This is a genomic window from Brevundimonas sp. NIBR10 (assembly GCF_027912515.1).
In the GTDB taxonomy this organism is placed as follows: Bacteria; Pseudomonadota; Alphaproteobacteria; order Caulobacterales; family Caulobacteraceae; genus Brevundimonas.
The window spans coordinates 1,872,221-1,887,672 of record NZ_CP115464.1 but is presented as its reverse complement, the minus strand read 5'-3'; the positions used below and the strand labels follow the sequence as shown (position 1 = coordinate 1,887,672).

Below are 15,452 nucleotides of genomic sequence, written 5' to 3'. Positions count from 1 at the left end.
GAGATTCCGCCATGTCCGACCTGCAGTCCGCCGCGCTCGCCCGCGTCAAGCCCTCCGCCACCATCGCGGTCAGCGCGAAAGCGCGGGCCCTGGCCGCCGCCGGTCGCGACATCATCGGCCTGGGCGCCGGCGAGCCGGACTTCGACACCCCGGACAACATCAAGGCCGCCGCCATCAAGGCGATCAACGACGGCCAGACCAAATACACCGATGCCGACGGCATGCCGGCGCTGAAGAAGGCCATCGTTGACAAGTTCGCCCGCGAGAACGGCCTGACCTACGACGTCAACCAGATCCACGTCGCGCCGGGCGGCAAGCCGGTGATCTTCAACGCCCTGGTCGCCACCCTGAACCCCGGCGACGAGGTCATCATCCCGGCCCCCTACTGGGTGTCCTATCCCGACATGGTCCTGCTGGCCGGGGGCGAGCCGGTGTTCGTCACGGGAGCCGAGGCCGACGGCTTCAAGCTACGCCCCGAGGTGCTGGAGGCGGCGATCACGCCCCGCACCAAGTGGCTGATCCTCAACTCGCCGTCGAACCCGACCGGAGCCGCCTATACCCGGCTGGAACTGCACCGGCTGGCCGAGGTGCTGCGCCTGCATCCGCACGTCTGGATCCTGACCGACGACATGTACGAGCACCTGACCTTCGACGGGTTCGAATATACGACGATCGCCCAGGTCGCGCCCGACCTGTACGATCGCACCCTGACCGTCAACGGCGTGTCCAAGGCCTATGCCATGACGGGCTGGCGGATCGGCTATGCGGGCGGGCCCAAGGCCCTGATCGACCTGATGCGCAAGGTCGCCAGCCAGACGACCTCCAACCCCACCTCGATCAGCCAGTACGCCGCCGTCGAAGCCCTGAACGGCACACAGGCCTTCCTCAAGCCCCGCAACGACGCCTTCCAGGCGCGCCGCGATCTGGTCGTGTCCATGCTGAATCAGGCCACCGGCATCCGCTGTCCGAACCCCGAGGGCGCCTTCTACGTCTACCCGTCGGTCGAGGGCCTGATCGGCAAGACGACACCTTCGGGCGTCGTCATCACCGACGACGAGGTCTTCACGACCGAATTGCTGGAAGCCGAGGGCGTCGCGGTGGTGCAAGGCTCGGCCTTCGGCCTGTCGCCCTATTTCCGCATCAGCTACGCCACCAGCGAGGCGGTGCTGGAAGAGGCGTGCGGACGGATCCAGCGGTTCGCGGCGAGCTTGAAATAGGGTTCGTTCTTCCCCCGTCCTTCACGGGGGAAAGCAGTCCGTCGATCGCGCAGCGATCCGGGACCGATGGGGGAAGTCTACCTTCTTCGCTCCACGTCCCACGGCCCCCATCGTCGCTGCCTTCGCTGCGCTCAGGGACGCGACACTTCCCCCGCTGCGCGGGAGAAGAAACTCAGGCCGCCCGGCTGACCGCGAAGTCCGCCAGCGTCTCCAGCGCATCGCGCCAGTCGCTTCGGGGCAGGATCGACAGCGCCGCCTTGGCCGCATCGGCATAGTCGCCGGCGGCATCCAGCGTCGCTGACACCGCGCCGGTGCCGATGATCAGCTCGCGCGCGCGGCGGAAGTCGTCCTCGGTCCGCTGACCCTTGTTGATGGTGCGGTCCCAGAAGGCATCCTCGCGCCCACGGGTGCGGGCCACGGCCAGCAGCAGGGGCAGGGTCACCTTGCCCTCGCGGAAGTCGTCGCCTGCGTTCTTGCCCAGCGCCTCGGACGAGCCGCCATAATCCAGCGCATCGTCGGCCAGCTGGAACGCCAGACCCAGGTTGAGGCCATAGGACCGCAGCGCCGCCGTCGTCCGGTCATCCGCGCCGGATCCCACAGCCCCGGCCTCGGCGGCGGCGGCGAACAGTTCGGCGGTCTTGGCCGAGATGATCCGCAGATAGGTTTCCTGATCCAGGTTCAGGTCGTGGGCCCGCGTCAGTTGCAGGACCTCGCCCTCGGCGATCACGCTGGACGCATTGGCCAGAATGCCCAGGGCGCGCATCTGTCCCGTCTCGACCATCAGTTCGAAGGCCCGGGCGAACAGGAAATCGCCGACCAGGACGCTGGTGGCATTGCCCCAGATCAGATGCGCGGCAACCTTGCCCCGACGCTGTTCGGATCCGTCGACGATGTCATCGTGAAGCAGGGTCGCCGTGTGGATGAACTCCACCGCCGCCGCCAGCTTCAGCGGATGCGCGATATCGCCGCCCGCCGCCCGGGCAGCCGCCACCGTCAGCAGGGGGCGCATCCGCTTGCCGCCCGCCGAGACGATGTGTTCGGCCAACAGGGGGATCACCGGCACCTGGGACTGCATCCGGTCCAGAATCAGCGCGTCGACCGCTGCCATGTCGGCCTGGGCCAGCCGCGCCAGGGTGTCCACGTCGCCGGCAGGGCGAACGTGCGATCGGGTGGGGCTCAGGGTGACGGCGTCCACGGAAACGATAACTCTCTGAAAACCGGGCAGTGCGAAGCGACAACGCCCGAAAGGCTTCGCGAGGTGTCTTGCTGCGTCGCGAACGGCGGGACAATGGTGATCACACCATGAAGGGTCAAGCTGCGTGACCGTCACACCCCCGCCCGAAAATGACGATGCGGTCATCGAAAACGCCCTTCTGGGCGGTCGCGTTCGCCTGCGCCAGCCGGTGCGAGGCTATCGCGCCGGCATGGACGCCGCGCTTCTGGCCGGCGCCGTCCCCGCCAGGCCCGGCGAGCGGGTGTTCGAGGCAGGGTGCGGTGCGGGCGCCGTCCTGATGCAGATCGCGGCCCGGAGACCCGGCGTCGCCCTGACTGGACTGGAGCGCGAACACGCCGCCGCCGACCTGGCCCGCCAGAATGCGTTGCTGAACGACGCCACCGACCGCACCACGATCCTCACCGGCGACGTCGCCGACGGGTTCCGACCGCTCGGCCTGCCCCTGTTCGACTGGGCAGTATCCAATCCGCCCTTCTTCGACGACCCCGACGCCCTGCGCGCTCCGGCCCCCGGCAAGCGCGCCGCCTGGATGGCCGACGACGGGCTGAAGGCCTGGACCGACATCCTGCTGGCCTCGGTCAAGGACGGCGGGCGGATCGTGGTCATCCACCGCGCCGACCGACTGGCCGATCTGCTGGGCCTGCTGGGCGGGAAGGCCGGTTCCTTCGCCATCCTGCCGATCCAGCCGTTCGCCGAGACCCCCGCCAAACGGGTCATCGTCCGGGCCATCAAGCGGGGCCGCGCGCCGCTGGTCCTGCATCCGGCACTTGTGCTTCACGACCGGTCAGGAGCCAAACACACCCATCTGGTCGAAGAAATTCTCACCGGGGGCTCAGAACTGGAACTGGACCGACAGCGCGGCTAATTTCCTTGCGCAACGTTATCTAAAGTTGTGTGATCGCCAGCGTGTTTCATGGGTTGGGCAGTTGCGATGAGATTTCTATTCACTGGATATGTCTCAGTCATTGTCATTGCTGTCGGCGGATGCGCCAGCAGCACCGGCACTCTGGCTGAACTCGAAGCGAAATGCGTTCCCTTGGAAACCAGCGCACGTTTTTCGTGTTGGTGGTCCAGCGACACCGCGCCGCTCACCCATTGCGTCATGCGAGACGAAGACAAGCCAAGATGCAATCTTCGCCGGAAGGCGGCAGATTACTTTAATCGGGGTGCTTACACCGCAGGTGATCTGAACCGGCCCTCGCAAGGAATTTGGACTGTCCTTTCGGTGTTTGAAGACATCGACGGACGGGTTGGCCTGAAGGCGACAAGAACGTCGGGAGAGGCGTTTCTGATAGATCACTCGGAAACCCCGATTGATATCAACGCCACCGCACCGACCGAGCCAAAATGGCCCCGCTGGCCAGCCGGTATCGAGTCCGGCCCCCCTCATAGTCATCAGCGAGACCCGGACTGAACCGGAGCTAAACCCCCCAGGCCGGCTGGGCCGTGCCATAGCCGTCGATCGCTCTGAACATGGCCGAGACCAGGTCGCGCTCCTCCTCCGTCAGTTCGGGCTTCCAGACGTCGAAGATCAGGATCGTCCGGTCCTGATCGCTATCGTTCCAGGCCTCGTGTTCGATGGTGTCGTCAAAGGCCCAGGCCTGGCCTTCCTTCCAGTCGCGCACGTCATTGCCGACCCGGAATCGGCTGCCCGGCGGGGCGATCAGCGGCAGGTGACAGATCAACCGCGTGTTGATCAGGCCGTGATGCGGCGGGATGCGCGCCCCCGGCGTCAACCGCGAGAACAGGATCGACGGCGTCCGTCCCGGCACCCGGCACAGCGGAACCTGAGCCAGCGCCGCCATCGTGCGGGGACAGCGGGCAGCGATCTCCTGCTCGACGCCGTCCTTGAACAGGAATAGGGCGCTCCATTCGGGATTGGACGCCATCCCTTGCGCGTCCGTGTTCGGACGGTCGGCGCGCGGCTCGACATAGGGACGGAACAGGGCGGGCTCGGCCAGCAGGGCCTGAAGTTCGGCACGGATGTCGTCGGTCGCCGCCTCGACCGCCTCCAGCCAGGGCAGGGTCGCGCGCGGCTGGAACTGGACCTGCGGGAGGCCGGGGAAGAGATAGAAGCGGGGCTGCTGGAGATAGAGCTGCTTGCGCCCCGCCGTCAGATCCAGCGACAGGGCGAACCGGTCGCTGGATGTCTCCGGATCGAATCCAGCGGCGGACAGACCCTGGGCGAGGTGGTCCTGAAACGCCCTGGCCTGATCCTGAACCGCATCCTTGGCGCGTCGGAGCTCGGCGATCAGATCGGGCGTCAGCCGGACGCCCCGGGCCTGACTGGCCTGAGCCGCCCTCAGCGCGCTGGTATAGAAGCTTGATGCCGCCCTCGCGTCACCCAGGGCCGACAGGGCGTCCCCCTTCAGGACCAGTCCACGCAGGTCAGATCCATCGGCCGCCAGCATCGCGTCGGCACTGGCCAGCAGCGATCGGGCGGCGGCGATAGAGGCAGGCTGGGTCATCGAACGAACGAAGCCCGGCGAACCGGGCTCCGTCAATCAACAAACTTCACTGTGAGATGTCAGACCTCGCCGTCGTCCTCGTCAGGCGTCACGATCCCGCCGGGATCACGCTGGGCCGCCAGTTCGCGGGCACCGACGCCCAGCCCCTGTTCGATGGCCAGATTGGCTTCGACGTCGGATGTGTCGAAATGCGGAGTTTCGTCAGGGGTGTTGGTGGGATCGGCCATGACGGCCTCCTTGTCTGATGCGATCGATGTCGAGGTAGCGAACGCGGGCGGTGCCGGTTCCGCATCGTCATCTCCATCTGAACCTTGACCGTAGTTGCGCGTAGTGTCGGTCTCGCATCCACAGGTTTCCATCATGCCCTCCATCCTGCGTCCCTCGCCTGCCGATATGACCCGGCGGATCATCGTCATGGCCACGGCCGTCTTCGCCATCCTGATTCCCCAGGTGCAGATGGGGCTGGGCTGGGGCCAGAGCGCGGCCGAGTTCGCCTCCGACAGCGACGCCACCCTGCGCGTCATCGGCTGGGCCTTTGCGATCTGGGGCGTGATCTATCTGGGCCTCGCGGCCTATGCGATACGCCAGGTCCTGCCCCAGACCGGCGAGAGCGATGTCCTCAAGGCCTTCGGCTGGCCGTCGGCCCTGGCCTTTGCCGGGATCGGCCTGTGGATCATCGCGGCGGCGTTCGATTGGGAAGTCGCCACGATCGTCCTGATCTTCGGGTCCCTGACCGTGCTGCTCATTCCCCTGCTGGCGCATGCTCGCGGCATCCGCGCGCTCCGGCTCGGGGATCGCGATCGCTGGTTGACCGTCTGGCCGCTGTCGCTGCTGGCCGGCTGGCTGACGGTCGCAGCGCCGGTCAATCTGATCACCGTCGCGACCGGAAACGGCGACCTGCCCGCCATGGCGTCGCCGACCGTCTGGGCTGTGCTGGCCGTCGTGCTGGTGGGCCTCGTCGCCGTGGCCGTTACCTGGCGCATCCGGACCATCGCCTATTCGCTGCCCATCCTCTGGGGCCTGGTTGGAGTGTTCGTCGCCGAACAGTCCCGCAACGGCACTCTCGCCTTCACCGCCGCCATCATCGCCGTGGCCACGCTGGTCGGTGCGGTCGTCATCACCCTGGCGTGGAGGCGCAGGATCGAGCGGGTCTGAGCTTAGATCACGAACTTCAGGTCGGTGTGGATGAAGTCATTGCCCTTGAACAAGAGAGGCAGGTCCATCGTCTTGGCCAAGGCGTACGGGAAGCAATCCCCGAAATTCAGCCCGTTGCGACCCTTGCCATATAGGAAGCGCGCATCGGCCGCGATCCATGCCTGTTCCGCCGTCATCGGCGCGACTTCGATACCCAGGCTCGACAAGTCATCCCTGACCCGCCTGGCATCTTCACCCCCGAACGCTGACGCGTAGACGGCCGCCACCTCCACGACCGTGCCTGCGGCCATGAATGCGCGACGCGCGCCGGTGATGGCGCGAAAATGCAGGTCGCGATCTTCCTCGTCAAAGATGACCGCCATCAGAGCGGACGTATCGACCACGATCACCGAGGATTCCCGAACTCGTCGTACATCTCGGCTTCAATTTCTCGCCAAGGCCGTGAATCGATTCGCGGCCTTGCGTCGACCTCCTTGAGCCAGTCCGCAAGCTCGGCGGCGCGGCGTTCCTGGCGACTTGAAGACACGCCCAACGCCTGGAGCTCACGCTCCGCTGCCTGATGGATCGCATCCGTCAGGCTGATGTGCTTGGCATCGGCCAGTCGCCGGACCATCTCCACCGTTTCGGCACGCTTGACGCTGATACCCATGTCTAGACACTCCTATCGTGTCTAGACGTGTAGCGGATTGGAGCGACGCACGCTAGAAGCGCCGCCATGAGCGCCCCCTCCAAGACCCCCGAGAAATCGATCGCCGAACTGGCCGCCGAATACGGCCTGAGCCCCGCCGAATATCAGGTCGTCCTCGACCGGCTCGGCCGCGAGCCGAACCAGTTGGAACTGGGCGTCTTTTCGGTGATGTGGTCCGAGCACTGTTCCTACAAGTCGTCCAAGATCCACCTGGGCAAGTTCCCGACGACCGGCCCCCGCGTCATCTGCGGCCCGGGCGAGAACGCGGGCGTCATCGACATCGGTGACGGCGACGCCTGCATCTTCAAGATGGAAAGCCACAACCACCCCTCCTACATCGAGCCCTATCAGGGGGCGGCGACGGGTGTGGGCGGCATCATGCGCGACGTCTTCACCATGGGGGCGCGGCCCGTGGCCCTGCTGAACGCCCTGCGCTTCGGCGACATCGGGCACGAGAAGACGAAGCGGCTGGTCAAGGGCGTGGTCTCGGGCATCGGCGGCTACGGCAACTGCGTCGGCGTGCCGACCGTGGCGGGCGAGACCAACTTCCACTCAGGCTACAACGGCAACATCCTGGTCAACGCCATGTGCGTGGGCCTGGCCAAGGCGGACAGCATCTTCTACTCGGCCGCGCCGGGACCGGGCATGTCGGTGGTCTATTTCGGGTCGAAGACCGGCCGCGACGGCATCCATGGCGCGACCATGGCCAGTGCCGAGTTCGACGAGGACTCCGACGAGAAGCGGCCCACCGTCCAGGTCGGCGACCCCTTCGCCGAAAAGCTGCTGATCGAGGCGACCCTGGAGCTTATGGCCTCAGGGGCCGTCGCCGCCATCCAGGATATGGGCGCGGCGGGCCTGACCTCGTCCTCGGTCGAGATGGCCGGCAAGGGTGGCGTCGGGATCGAGCTAAACATGGACGCGGTGCCCCAGCGCGAGACCGGCATGAGCGCCTATGAGATGATGCTGTCCGAAAGCCAGGAACGGATGCTGGCCGTCCTCAAGCCGGGCCGCGAGGAAGACGGCTATCGCATCTTCAGGAAATGGGGTCTGGACGCCGCCGTCATCGGCATGACGACCGAGACCGGTCGCCTGATCCTGAACCACCATGGCGAAGTCGTCTGTGACGTGCCGCTGGCCCCGTTGTTCGACGATGCGCCCCTGTATGACCGACCCTGGGTCCAGCCCGCGCTCCATCCGCGCCTGACCGCCGCCGACGTCCCCGCCCCCGAGAGCTGGGAAGACGCTGTGCTCAAGGTCATCGCCTGCCCCGACATGGCGTCCAAACGCTGGATCTGGGAACAGTACGACCGCCACGTCATGGCCGACACGCTTCAGGACTCGGCCACCGGCGCCGACGCCGGCGTGGTCCGCGTCCACGGCACCGACAAGGGCCTGGCCGTGACCAGCGACTGCACCCCCCGTTACGTCCAGAACGACCCCTATGAAGGCGGCAAACAGTGCGTCGCCGAGGCCTGGCGCAACCTGACGGCCGTCGGTGCCCGCCCCATCGCCATCACCGACAACCTGAATTTCGGCAACCCCCAGCGGCCCGAGATCATGGGCCAGATCGTCCGCGCCATCGACGGCATGGCCGAAGCCTGTCGCGAACTCGACTTCCCGGTCGTGAGCGGCAATGTGAGCCTCTACAACGAGACCAACGGCGTCGCCATTCCGCCCACCCCGACCGTCGGCGGCGTCGGCCTGCTGGAAAACTATGACGTCGTGACCGGCTTCTCGACCATGGCCGAGGGCGACACCCTGATCCTGATCGGCGAGACGCGCGGCGAACTGGGCGCTTCGATCTATCTGCGCGAGGTGCTCGGCCGCGAGGACGGCGCCCCGCCGCCCGTCGACCTGAAGCTGGAAAAGAAAACCGGCGACGTCGTCCGCGACCTGATCGAGACCGGCCAGTTGACCTGTGTCCACGACCTGTCCGACGGCGGCCTGATCGGGGCTGCGGCGGACCTGGCCCTGGCCTCCGACGTCGGCGTGACCCTGGACGCCACCAGCGCGACCCACGCCCACATCTTCCTGTTCGGGGAGGACCAGGCGCGCTACCTGATCGCCGCCCCGAACCCGGACGACATCCTGGGCGTCGCGCGCGAGTCGGGTCTGCACGCCTCGGTCGTCGGTCAGGCGGGGGGCTCGGCGTTCGCTTCCAAGGGCCTGTTCTCCATTCCCCTGACCCACCTTCGCGAAATCCACGAGGGCTGGATGCCCGGCTGGATCGAGGGCTGACTTACGGCCGACCAGCCTGATCAGGCCTGGTCGGCCTGAAGGCCAGGCAGATCAGACCGCAGATCAGCCCGGCCAGGGCTCCCGCCACCGCCGTCGCGCCGGAATCCACCTGATGCCTGAAGGCCAGGCGAAAGGCCGAAGCCACTGCGCTCGTGGTGAGGGTCGCCGCCAGGACCCACAACCCACCGTGCCGGATGCGGTCGGACACGAGCCCCAGGCCGAGCCCGGACGCCACGGCGGCGGGGGCTCCGATGACCATGCCCACCAGCAAGGGGATGGTCCAGGTCACCACGATCGCCAGGGCCATGGCGGGATGGTGCCGGTCCAGCGTCGCCAGCGTCCAGCCCAGGGCGACGAATCCTCCCACCAATGGACCCATCAGACCGAAGACCGCGGTAACGCCCAAGACCCTGCCCCACTGCATCGCCCGCCCTCGTTCCCAGCTCTCCGAGACCTCTTATTGGACGCAAGCACGGCCCGCGCCTGACGACGCCTGACGTCTGGACGAGCCGGTGCTCCGACTACGAACGGCGTATCGGGATGCGCTTCAGCCAGGTCAGGGATCGCAGTCCCCACTCCAGTGGCCCGTATCGGTAGCGGGTGAACCACCAGCTCGCGAAAAGCATCTGAACCCCGAAGGCGACGATCCCGATCAGGAAGGCCTGGGTCTGGCCGATGGTCTGATACCCACCGAGGCCGAAGCCGTAGAACACGGGCACAAACACCAGCGACTGGACGATGTAAAGGGTCAGGGTCATCCGGCCTGCCGGGGCCAGCCAGCCCAGGATCCTGCCGCCCAGCCGGTGCCAAACCTCTACGAACAACAGAACCGACAACATCGTCCAGCCCAGGTCGATCCAGGCGCCGGTCATCATGGTCCAGACCCAGTCAGCACCGTCGAGACCGTCATGGAACAGCAGTGTCGAGAGTTCATCCCTGAAGGCGCGCAGGGTCAGGATCGACGCCAGCAAGACCGGGATGGCGATCCGACGAGCCCGCTTCAGCCTGTCCTCGTCTCCGAAGAAGTCGGTGCGGCCCAGGATCAATCCGACCACGAACAGGCCCATGATCTGCGAAATCCGGCCCGACTCGAACATGAACCACCACTTGGTCGTCAGCCCGTCCCAAAGGTTGGCAACCAGTGTCTGGATTAGCGTGCCCGTCAGATAGATCGGCATTGCGGGGTCGTGGGAGAAGTTGGGCGGCGAAACGGCCCAGGCCTGGCCCGACAGTGCGGCGGCGATCCGGAACAGCATCCACGGCTGGAGAAAGAAGACGGCAGCGATGGCCCAGAGCCAGGCGAGGCTGCGGATCCGGTTGATCGCAAGCACGAGCAATCCGGACACCGCGAGAACCTGGATGATGTCGCCTCGATAGATCAGCCCGTGCAGCAGGCCGATCACCAGCAGGATGCCCAGCCGCCAGGCCAGTCGCCCGGTGAAATCCCGGCCCCGTCGTGCCTCGCCGTCCATCATGGCAAAGACGCCGAAGCCAAAGCAGAGGGCAAAGATCGCTTAGGACTTGCCGGCGAAGATGCCAAAGACCGCATCGTGGATCGCGCTGGGTGGGACCTCGATGGCCCAGTAGAGCTCGAACAGCTCGCACATATGGACAAGGAACAGTCCGAGCAGCGCATAGCCCCGCAGGCCGTCCACTGCGGCCAGCCGCTCGCCCGCCCGGCCAACACCGATCGCCTCGGTCGTCATGGTTTCCCCCACCCGGGTCTGAAGCCCGGATCGGCGACCTTGATGCGAGCCCGACCGCTGACTGTCAATCAAGCGTAGCCGTTGCCTAGACCACCGGGATAGCCTGGCTCAGCCGCCCCCCGACCCGGATCGCTTCGACCCGGATCGCCAGACCCGTTCGGTCGTCCGTCTCGACAAAGACGCCACAGATCGTCGCGGGCCCATGCGCGGGAACATAGCGGCCGCCGGATATGCGGGTGGTGAAGCGCCGCAGCGGCTCTTCCTTCTCGTTGCCGATGACGCTGTCGTAGTCGCAGCAGCCGCCGGCATCGGTCTGGTAGGCGGTTCCACCAGGCAGGATCTGGCAATCGGCGGTCGGCACATGGGTGTGGGTGCCCACGACAAGGCTCGCCCGCCCGTCGCAGAAATGCCCCATGGCCATCTTCTCGGAGGTCGCCTCGGCGTGCATGTCGACGATCACGGCGTCGGCAACCGCCCCCAGAGGCGCGGCGTTCAGCTCGCGATCCACCGCGCTGAACGGATCGTCGTTCGGGTCCATGTGGATGCGACCCAGCACATTCATGACCAGGACCGTCCGGCCGCTGTGCGTCTCGAACAGATTGGCCCCGGCACCCGGCGCATCCATCAGCCGGGGGTAGTTGGCCGGCCGGATCAACCGCGGCTCGCGCACGATGTAGGTCAGGGCCTCGCGCTGGTCCCAGGAATGATTGCCCAGGGTCAGGCAGTCAGCGCCGGCCATGAACAGCTCGCGCGCCGTGTTCTCGGTGATGCCGAACCCGCCCGCCGCGTTCTCGGCGTTGACCACCACGAAGTCGAGCTTCAGGTCCCGCTTGAGTCCGGGCAAATGATCGGAAATACCATCGCGACCGGACTTGCCGATCACGTCGCCGAAGAAGGCAAGACGCATGAGGAGTTAGACCTTTCGCGCCGGGGTATAGCCGACCTCGGTCAGAACGCCATGCAGGCGGACATCGTGCTCGTCCATCGGCAGGCGGGCGACGCGCTGGCCCCCGAAGGCGAAGCCGATCCGGATGGCGTCGCGTCGCGCCGCGAAGGTCCGGTCATAGTAGCCGCCGCCCTGCCCCAGCCGCCCGCCGAAGTCGTCGAAAGCCAGCAGGGGCGTAACGATCAGGTCGGGATCGACGACCTCCGCCAGCGGCAGGGGGGCGGGACAGCCGGCGGCGTCCATTTCCAGGGGCTCGCCGGGCGACCAGCGGCGGAAGATCATGGGGGCGTCCCGCTCCAGCGCGACGGGGAGGCACAGCGAACGGCCGGCGGCAATCACGGCGTGCGCCAGCGGTTCCGGATCCAGCTCGGAGCCAATGGCGCGATAGACGGCGACGAGATCGCCGGACGGGAGGTCCGTGAGGAAGGATGCGGCGCGGTTCGCGGCATCCGGCTCGATCTCTGCGAGGCGTCGACGCCCGCTGCGGGCCTCCGCGCGCAGGGTCGCCTTGTCTGGGGCGGTCAGAACCAGGTCCTGGCGTCTCGGCGATAGGTCAGGACGACGACGACCAGATAGACGGCGAGAATGCCGAACGGTGGAGCCCAGCCCCAGCTTCGATGTTCGAAAAAGAGGCCGACGCCAATCATCGCTGCGACGAAAACCGCCGTCGCCAACCAGCCTTCCCAACTCGCCGGGGATGCGCCCCAGCCGAAGACCTTGGGGCCGAACCAGCCGCGTTTCATGGCCTGCTCCTCAAGCTGACGCTTGTTACGCGGTGTCTACGCCACGGCCGCACCGCGCTCAAGCAGTGAGCCGCCGCGCGGCAAGCGATAGCGCCCGGAAAAAGAGAGAGGTTGGCGGCGCCGTAAGAGCCGTGAAGGACGGTTTGAATCCTCTCGAGCCTGGGTAGCCAGGTGGGCGCCATATACCCGGGTCCACGGACCCAGACAGGGACAGCTCCCTTCGAGTGAATTAAGGCCGCGAGGATATGTTGCCTTCGACGAGAGCCACAGCATGACCCGCCAAGGAGGAAGATAGGCCCTGCCGGCTCCGATCACAAGGACGACGCGAAAGCCGGGCACCGACCTGAGTAGTCTGGGTCAGATCGACTGGACGATCTTCTCGATGCGGGCGGCGACAGCGTTCAGAGCCTCGGCCACGCCCGTGTCGGAAGACGGCGGCGTGGCCGTGGAAACCGCAGGGGCGTCGGTCCCGGTCTGAAGCGCCAGCCGCGCCTCATGCAGTTCGTCGGCCAGCAACAGCGCCGCCATCAGGAACAGCCGCAGGTCACCGACGTGGCCGACATCGCCGGCGACCGACTTCACATGGCCGTCGAACTGGCGCGCCAGGATGCGGACGCGTTCCTCCTGACCGTCGGCGCATCCGACGGCATAGGGGCGACCGTTGATCTCGACCGTGACCGTCGCCATCAGGCGGGGTCCTCGTTCGTCGGCACCAGCAGGCCGCGCAACCGATCCGTGGCCCGCGCCAGGGCGGCCGACGCGTCACGGCCGGCGGCCTCCAGCGCGGCGATGCGGGCCCTGGCGTCGGGATCGATGGCGGTGTCGCCGGGCGCGCGCGCGAACAGGTCGTCGTCGGCGATCGGAGGCGCCGACGCCGGCCGGGCCTTCAGCTCCAGAACTTTTTGTTCCAGCGCGGCCAGGGCCCGGTCTATCCGGTCCCGGGCGGCGGTCGTGGCGTCGGCCATCGGTCGCATCCTCCAGATTCCGTATAGAACCCGCGAACGCCTCGGGGTAAAGCGGCGCACCCCGAATTTACCGCCTTCCGACGAAAGGTCTGTTCATGACCGCCGACAAATCCTCCGCCGCCAAGCCGACGATCAAGCAGATGGCGGACGCCATCCGGGTGCTGGCCATGGACGGGGTGCAGAAGGCCAACAGTGGTCACCCCGGCATGCCGATGGGAATGGCCGATGTCGCCACCGTGCTATTCTCGAAATACCTGAAGTTCGACGCCTCGCGGCCGGACTGGGCGGACCGGGACCGGTTCATCCTGTCGGCGGGCCACGGCTCGATGCTGATCTACGCCCTGCTGCACCTGACGGGATACAAGACGGCAACACGCGAGGAACTGTCGAACTTCCGCCAGTGGGGCTCGAAGACGGCGGGACATCCCGAGTACGGCCATATGCCGGGCGTCGAGACCACGACCGGTCCCCTGGGTCAGGGCCTGGCCAACTCGGTCGGCTTCGCCATGGCCGAGCGGCATCTGGCGGCGCGGTTCGGCGAGAATCTCGTGGATCACCGCACCTGGGTGATCGCCGGCGACGGCTGTCTGATGGAGGGGGTGTCGCAAGAAGCGATCGCCCTCGCCGGTCGGTACAAGCTGAACAGGCTGACCGTCCTGTGGGACGACAATGCGATCACCATCGACGGGGCAGTCAGCCTGTCGGACGCCACCGACCAGAAGGCGCGGTTCAAGGCCTGCGGCTGGGCGGTCAAGGCCATTGACGGCCATGACGTCAACGAGATCAAGGCTGCCCTGAAATGGGCGACCAAGCAGGACAAGCCCACCCTGATCGCCTGCAAGACGAAGATCGGCAAGGGTGCCGCCACCATGGAAGGCAGCCACAAGACCCACGGCGCCGCCCTGGGGGCTGCCGAGATCGCCGCCACCCGGCTGGGCCTGTCCTGGACGCACGAGCCGTTCGACCTGCCGGAAAACATCGACAAGGCCTGGAAGAAGGTCGGCAAACAGGGCGTCAAGGCGCGCAAGGCTTGGGAAGACCGTCTGGCCGCCTCGTCGCAGGCGGCGGACTTCACCCGCGCCATGAAGGGCGAACTGCCGACCTCGGCGTTCGACGCGCTGAACGCCACCATCGCCGAACTGGTCGAGACGAAACCGGCCCAGGCCACGCGCCAGTCCTCGGGCGCGGCGCTGGATCAGCTGTTCGGGGCCGTCCCCGAACTGATCGGCGGCTCGGCCGACCTGACCGGCTCCAACAACACCTTCGTCAAGGACACGCCGATCTTTGACGCCCCGACCTATGAGGGGCGCTATGTGAACTGGGGCATCCGCGAGTTCGGCATGGCCACGGCCATGACCGGGATGGCGCTGCACGGCGGGGTCATCCCCTACGGCGGCACCTTCATGGTGTTCTCGGACTACAGCCGCTCGGCGATCCGGATGGCGGCCCTGATGGGCATCCGGGTGATCCACGTCCTGACCCACGATTCGATCGGCCTGGGCGAGGACGGCCCGACCCACCAGCCGGTCGAGCATCTGGCGGCGCTGCGGGCCATTCCCAACCTGCTGACCTTCCGCCCCGCCGACACCATCGAGGCCATGGAGTGCTGGCAGGTCGCGCTCCAGACTGCGACCGCTCCGTCGGCCCTTTGTCTGTCGCGCCAGAAGACGGCGGCGGTGCGGGTCACGGCCTCCGACGAGAACCTGTCAGCCAAGGGCGCCTATGAGCTCAAGTCTGCGTCCAGCGAGGCCAAGGTCACCCTGTTCGCCACCGGCACCGAGGTGCCCCTGGCCCTCAAGGCGGCCGAGACCCTGGAGGCCGAAGGCACGCCGACGCGCGTCGTCTCGGTTCCCTGCTGGGCCCTGTTCGAGCAGCAGGACGCGGCCTATCAGGCCTCGGTGATTGGACGCGGAACGGTGCGGATCGCCGTCGAAGCCGGCGTGAAGCAGGGCTGGGAACGGTTCATCGGCGAAGACGGCGCCTTCATCGGCATGACCGGCTTCGGAGCCTCCGCCCCCGCAGAGGTCCTGTACGACAAGTTCGGCATCACCACCGACGCCGTGCTCAAGGCCGTGTGCGAGCGGCTGTGATC

General features: G+C 66.8%; 18 protein-coding genes and 1 other RNA gene. 5 read left to right on the top strand and 14 right to left on the bottom strand.

Annotation, left to right across the window (positions count from 1 at the left end; genetic code table 11):
- Positions 1 to 11: 11 nt before the first annotated feature.
- A complete protein-coding gene (locus O5K39_RS09355; RefSeq protein WP_271146996.1) occupies positions 12 to 1,217 on the top strand; it encodes a pyridoxal phosphate-dependent aminotransferase in 1,206 nt (401 codons plus the stop codon).
- Positions 1,218 to 1,389: 172 nt separating this feature from the next.
- Here O5K39_RS09355 and O5K39_RS09350 read toward each other — a convergent pair whose 3' ends face one another.
- The gene (locus tag O5K39_RS09350; RefSeq protein WP_271147133.1) at positions 1,390 to 2,358 is read right to left on the bottom strand and encodes a polyprenyl synthetase family protein; all 969 of its coding nucleotides are present in this window, start codon (positions 2,356 to 2,358) and stop codon (positions 1,390 to 1,392) included.
- 178 nt (positions 2,359 to 2,536) lie between these two features.
- On the opposite strand from O5K39_RS09350, the gene O5K39_RS09345 reads away from it, so the two are divergent.
- Positions 2,537 to 3,316 (top strand): methyltransferase, encoded by a 780-nt coding sequence (locus O5K39_RS09345; protein WP_271146995.1) that lies wholly within the window; start codon positions 2,537 to 2,539, stop codon positions 3,314 to 3,316.
- A gap of 556 nt (positions 3,317 to 3,872) precedes the next feature.
- Here the strand turns inward: O5K39_RS09345 and O5K39_RS09340 are convergent.
- Positions 3,873 to 4,919 (bottom strand): aspartyl/asparaginyl beta-hydroxylase domain-containing protein, encoded by a 1,047-nt coding sequence (locus tag O5K39_RS09340; RefSeq protein ID WP_271146994.1) that lies wholly within the window; start codon positions 4,917 to 4,919, stop codon positions 3,873 to 3,875.
- Between the two features lie 59 nt (positions 4,920 to 4,978).
- Positions 4,979 to 5,146, bottom strand: a complete 168-nt coding sequence (locus tag O5K39_RS09335; RefSeq protein ID WP_271146993.1) for a hypothetical protein — start codon at positions 5,144 to 5,146, stop codon at positions 4,979 to 4,981.
- Positions 5,147 to 5,279: 133 nt separating this feature from the next.
- Here O5K39_RS09335 and O5K39_RS09330 point away from each other — a divergent pair, with 133 nt between their 5' ends.
- The gene (locus tag O5K39_RS09330) at positions 5,280 to 6,074 is read left to right on the top strand and encodes a hypothetical protein (protein WP_271146992.1); all 795 of its coding nucleotides are present in this window, start codon (positions 5,280 to 5,282) and stop codon (positions 6,072 to 6,074) included.
- 2 nt (positions 6,075 to 6,076) lie between these two features.
- Here the strand turns inward: O5K39_RS09330 and O5K39_RS09325 are convergent, their stop codons facing one another.
- On the bottom strand, positions 6,077 to 6,463 hold the full coding sequence (locus O5K39_RS09325; protein ID WP_271146991.1) for a type II toxin-antitoxin system VapC family toxin: 387 nt from the start codon (positions 6,461 to 6,463) through the stop codon (positions 6,077 to 6,079).
- A complete protein-coding gene (locus O5K39_RS09320) occupies positions 6,460 to 6,723 on the bottom strand; it encodes a type II toxin-antitoxin system VapB family antitoxin (RefSeq protein ID WP_271146990.1) in 264 nt (87 codons plus the stop codon). The genes O5K39_RS09325 and O5K39_RS09320 overlap by 4 nt, the downstream gene beginning before the upstream one ends.
- A 66-nt stretch (positions 6,724 to 6,789) precedes the next feature.
- Here O5K39_RS09320 and purL point away from each other — a divergent pair, with 66 nt between their 5' ends.
- Complete coding sequence (gene purL / locus O5K39_RS09315) at positions 6,790 to 9,000, top strand: phosphoribosylformylglycinamidine synthase subunit PurL (RefSeq protein ID WP_271146989.1); 2,211 nt, start codon at positions 6,790 to 6,792, stop codon at positions 8,998 to 9,000.
- Position 9,001: 1 nt separating this feature from the next.
- Here purL and O5K39_RS09310 read toward each other — a convergent pair whose 3' ends face one another.
- The 9 genes from O5K39_RS09310 to O5K39_RS09270 all read right to left on the bottom strand — a co-directional run bounded on the left by O5K39_RS09310 (position 9,002) and on the right by O5K39_RS09270 (position 13,360).
- Positions 9,002 to 9,406: a hypothetical protein gene (locus tag O5K39_RS09310; RefSeq protein ID WP_271146988.1), complete on the bottom strand. Its 405-nt coding sequence runs from the start codon at positions 9,404 to 9,406 to the stop codon at positions 9,002 to 9,004.
- A gap of 115 nt (positions 9,407 to 9,521) precedes the next feature.
- Positions 9,522 to 10,475: a DUF418 domain-containing protein gene (locus tag O5K39_RS09305; RefSeq protein WP_271146987.1), complete on the bottom strand. Its 954-nt coding sequence runs from the start codon at positions 10,473 to 10,475 to the stop codon at positions 9,522 to 9,524.
- 39 nt (positions 10,476 to 10,514) lie between these two features.
- Positions 10,515 to 10,706: a hypothetical protein gene (locus O5K39_RS09300; RefSeq protein ID WP_271146986.1), complete on the bottom strand. Its 192-nt coding sequence runs from the start codon at positions 10,704 to 10,706 to the stop codon at positions 10,515 to 10,517.
- Between the two features lie 85 nt (positions 10,707 to 10,791).
- On the bottom strand, positions 10,792 to 11,613 hold the full coding sequence (locus tag O5K39_RS09295; RefSeq protein WP_271146985.1) for a TIGR00282 family metallophosphoesterase: 822 nt from the start codon (positions 11,611 to 11,613) through the stop codon (positions 10,792 to 10,794).
- Positions 11,614 to 11,619: 6 nt separating this feature from the next.
- Positions 11,620 to 12,153 (bottom strand): 5-formyltetrahydrofolate cyclo-ligase, encoded by a 534-nt coding sequence (locus O5K39_RS09290; protein WP_271147132.1) that lies wholly within the window; start codon positions 12,151 to 12,153, stop codon positions 11,620 to 11,622.
- Positions 12,154 to 12,173: 20 nt separating this feature from the next.
- Positions 12,174 to 12,395, bottom strand: coding sequence for a hypothetical protein (locus O5K39_RS09285; protein ID WP_271147231.1), 222 nt, complete (start codon positions 12,393 to 12,395; stop codon positions 12,174 to 12,176).
- A 113-nt stretch (positions 12,396 to 12,508) separates the two neighbouring features.
- A non-coding RNA gene (gene ssrS, locus O5K39_RS09280) (6S RNA) lies at positions 12,509 to 12,671 on the bottom strand.
- A gap of 81 nt (positions 12,672 to 12,752) precedes the next feature.
- Positions 12,753 to 13,082: a cell division protein ZapA gene (gene zapA / locus O5K39_RS09275; RefSeq protein ID WP_271146984.1), complete on the bottom strand. Its 330-nt coding sequence runs from the start codon at positions 13,080 to 13,082 to the stop codon at positions 12,753 to 12,755.
- Positions 13,082 to 13,360, bottom strand: a complete 279-nt coding sequence (locus O5K39_RS09270; RefSeq protein WP_271146983.1) for a hypothetical protein — start codon at positions 13,358 to 13,360, stop codon at positions 13,082 to 13,084. Before O5K39_RS09270 ends, zapA begins: the two co-directional genes overlap by 1 nt.
- A 140-nt stretch (positions 13,361 to 13,500) precedes the next feature.
- On the opposite strand from O5K39_RS09270, the gene tkt reads away from it, so the two are divergent.
- A complete protein-coding gene (gene tkt, locus O5K39_RS09265; protein WP_271147131.1) occupies positions 13,501 to 15,450 on the top strand; it encodes a transketolase in 1,950 nt (649 codons plus the stop codon).
- Positions 15,451 to 15,452 lie beyond the last annotated feature (2 nt).

Coding starts and splice junctions, on each gene's coding strand:
- O5K39_RS09295 (WP_271146985.1), bottom strand. CDS start 11,613: ATGCGTCTTGCCTTCTTCGGCGACGTGATCGGCAAGTCCGGTCGCGAT.
- O5K39_RS09300 (WP_271146986.1), bottom strand. CDS start 10,706: ATGACGACCGAGGCGATCGGTGTTGGCCGGGCGGGCGAGCGGCTGGCC.
- O5K39_RS09270 (WP_271146983.1), bottom strand. CDS start 13,360: ATGGCCGACGCCACGACCGCCGCCCGGGACCGGATAGACCGGGCCCTG.
- O5K39_RS09285 (WP_271147231.1), bottom strand. CDS start 12,395: ATGAAACGCGGCTGGTTCGGCCCCAAGGTCTTCGGCTGGGGCGCATCC.
- O5K39_RS09305 (WP_271146987.1), bottom strand. CDS start 10,475: ATGATGGACGGCGAGGCACGACGGGGCCGGGATTTCACCGGGCGACTG.
- purL (WP_271146989.1), top strand. CDS start 6,790: ATGAGCGCCCCCTCCAAGACCCCCGAGAAATCGATCGCCGAACTGGCC.
- O5K39_RS09355 (WP_271146996.1), top strand. CDS start 12: ATGTCCGACCTGCAGTCCGCCGCGCTCGCCCGCGTCAAGCCCTCCGCC.
- tkt (WP_271147131.1), top strand. CDS start 13,501: ATGGCGGACGCCATCCGGGTGCTGGCCATGGACGGGGTGCAGAAGGCC.
- zapA (WP_271146984.1), bottom strand. CDS start 13,082: ATGGCGACGGTCACGGTCGAGATCAACGGTCGCCCCTATGCCGTCGGA.
- O5K39_RS09330 (WP_271146992.1), top strand. CDS start 5,280: ATGCCCTCCATCCTGCGTCCCTCGCCTGCCGATATGACCCGGCGGATC.
- O5K39_RS09335 (WP_271146993.1), bottom strand. CDS start 5,146: ATGGCCGATCCCACCAACACCCCTGACGAAACTCCGCATTTCGACACA.
- O5K39_RS09340 (WP_271146994.1), bottom strand. CDS start 4,919: ATGACCCAGCCTGCCTCTATCGCCGCCGCCCGATCGCTGCTGGCCAGT.
- O5K39_RS09320 (WP_271146990.1), bottom strand. CDS start 6,723: ATGGGTATCAGCGTCAAGCGTGCCGAAACGGTGGAGATGGTCCGGCGA.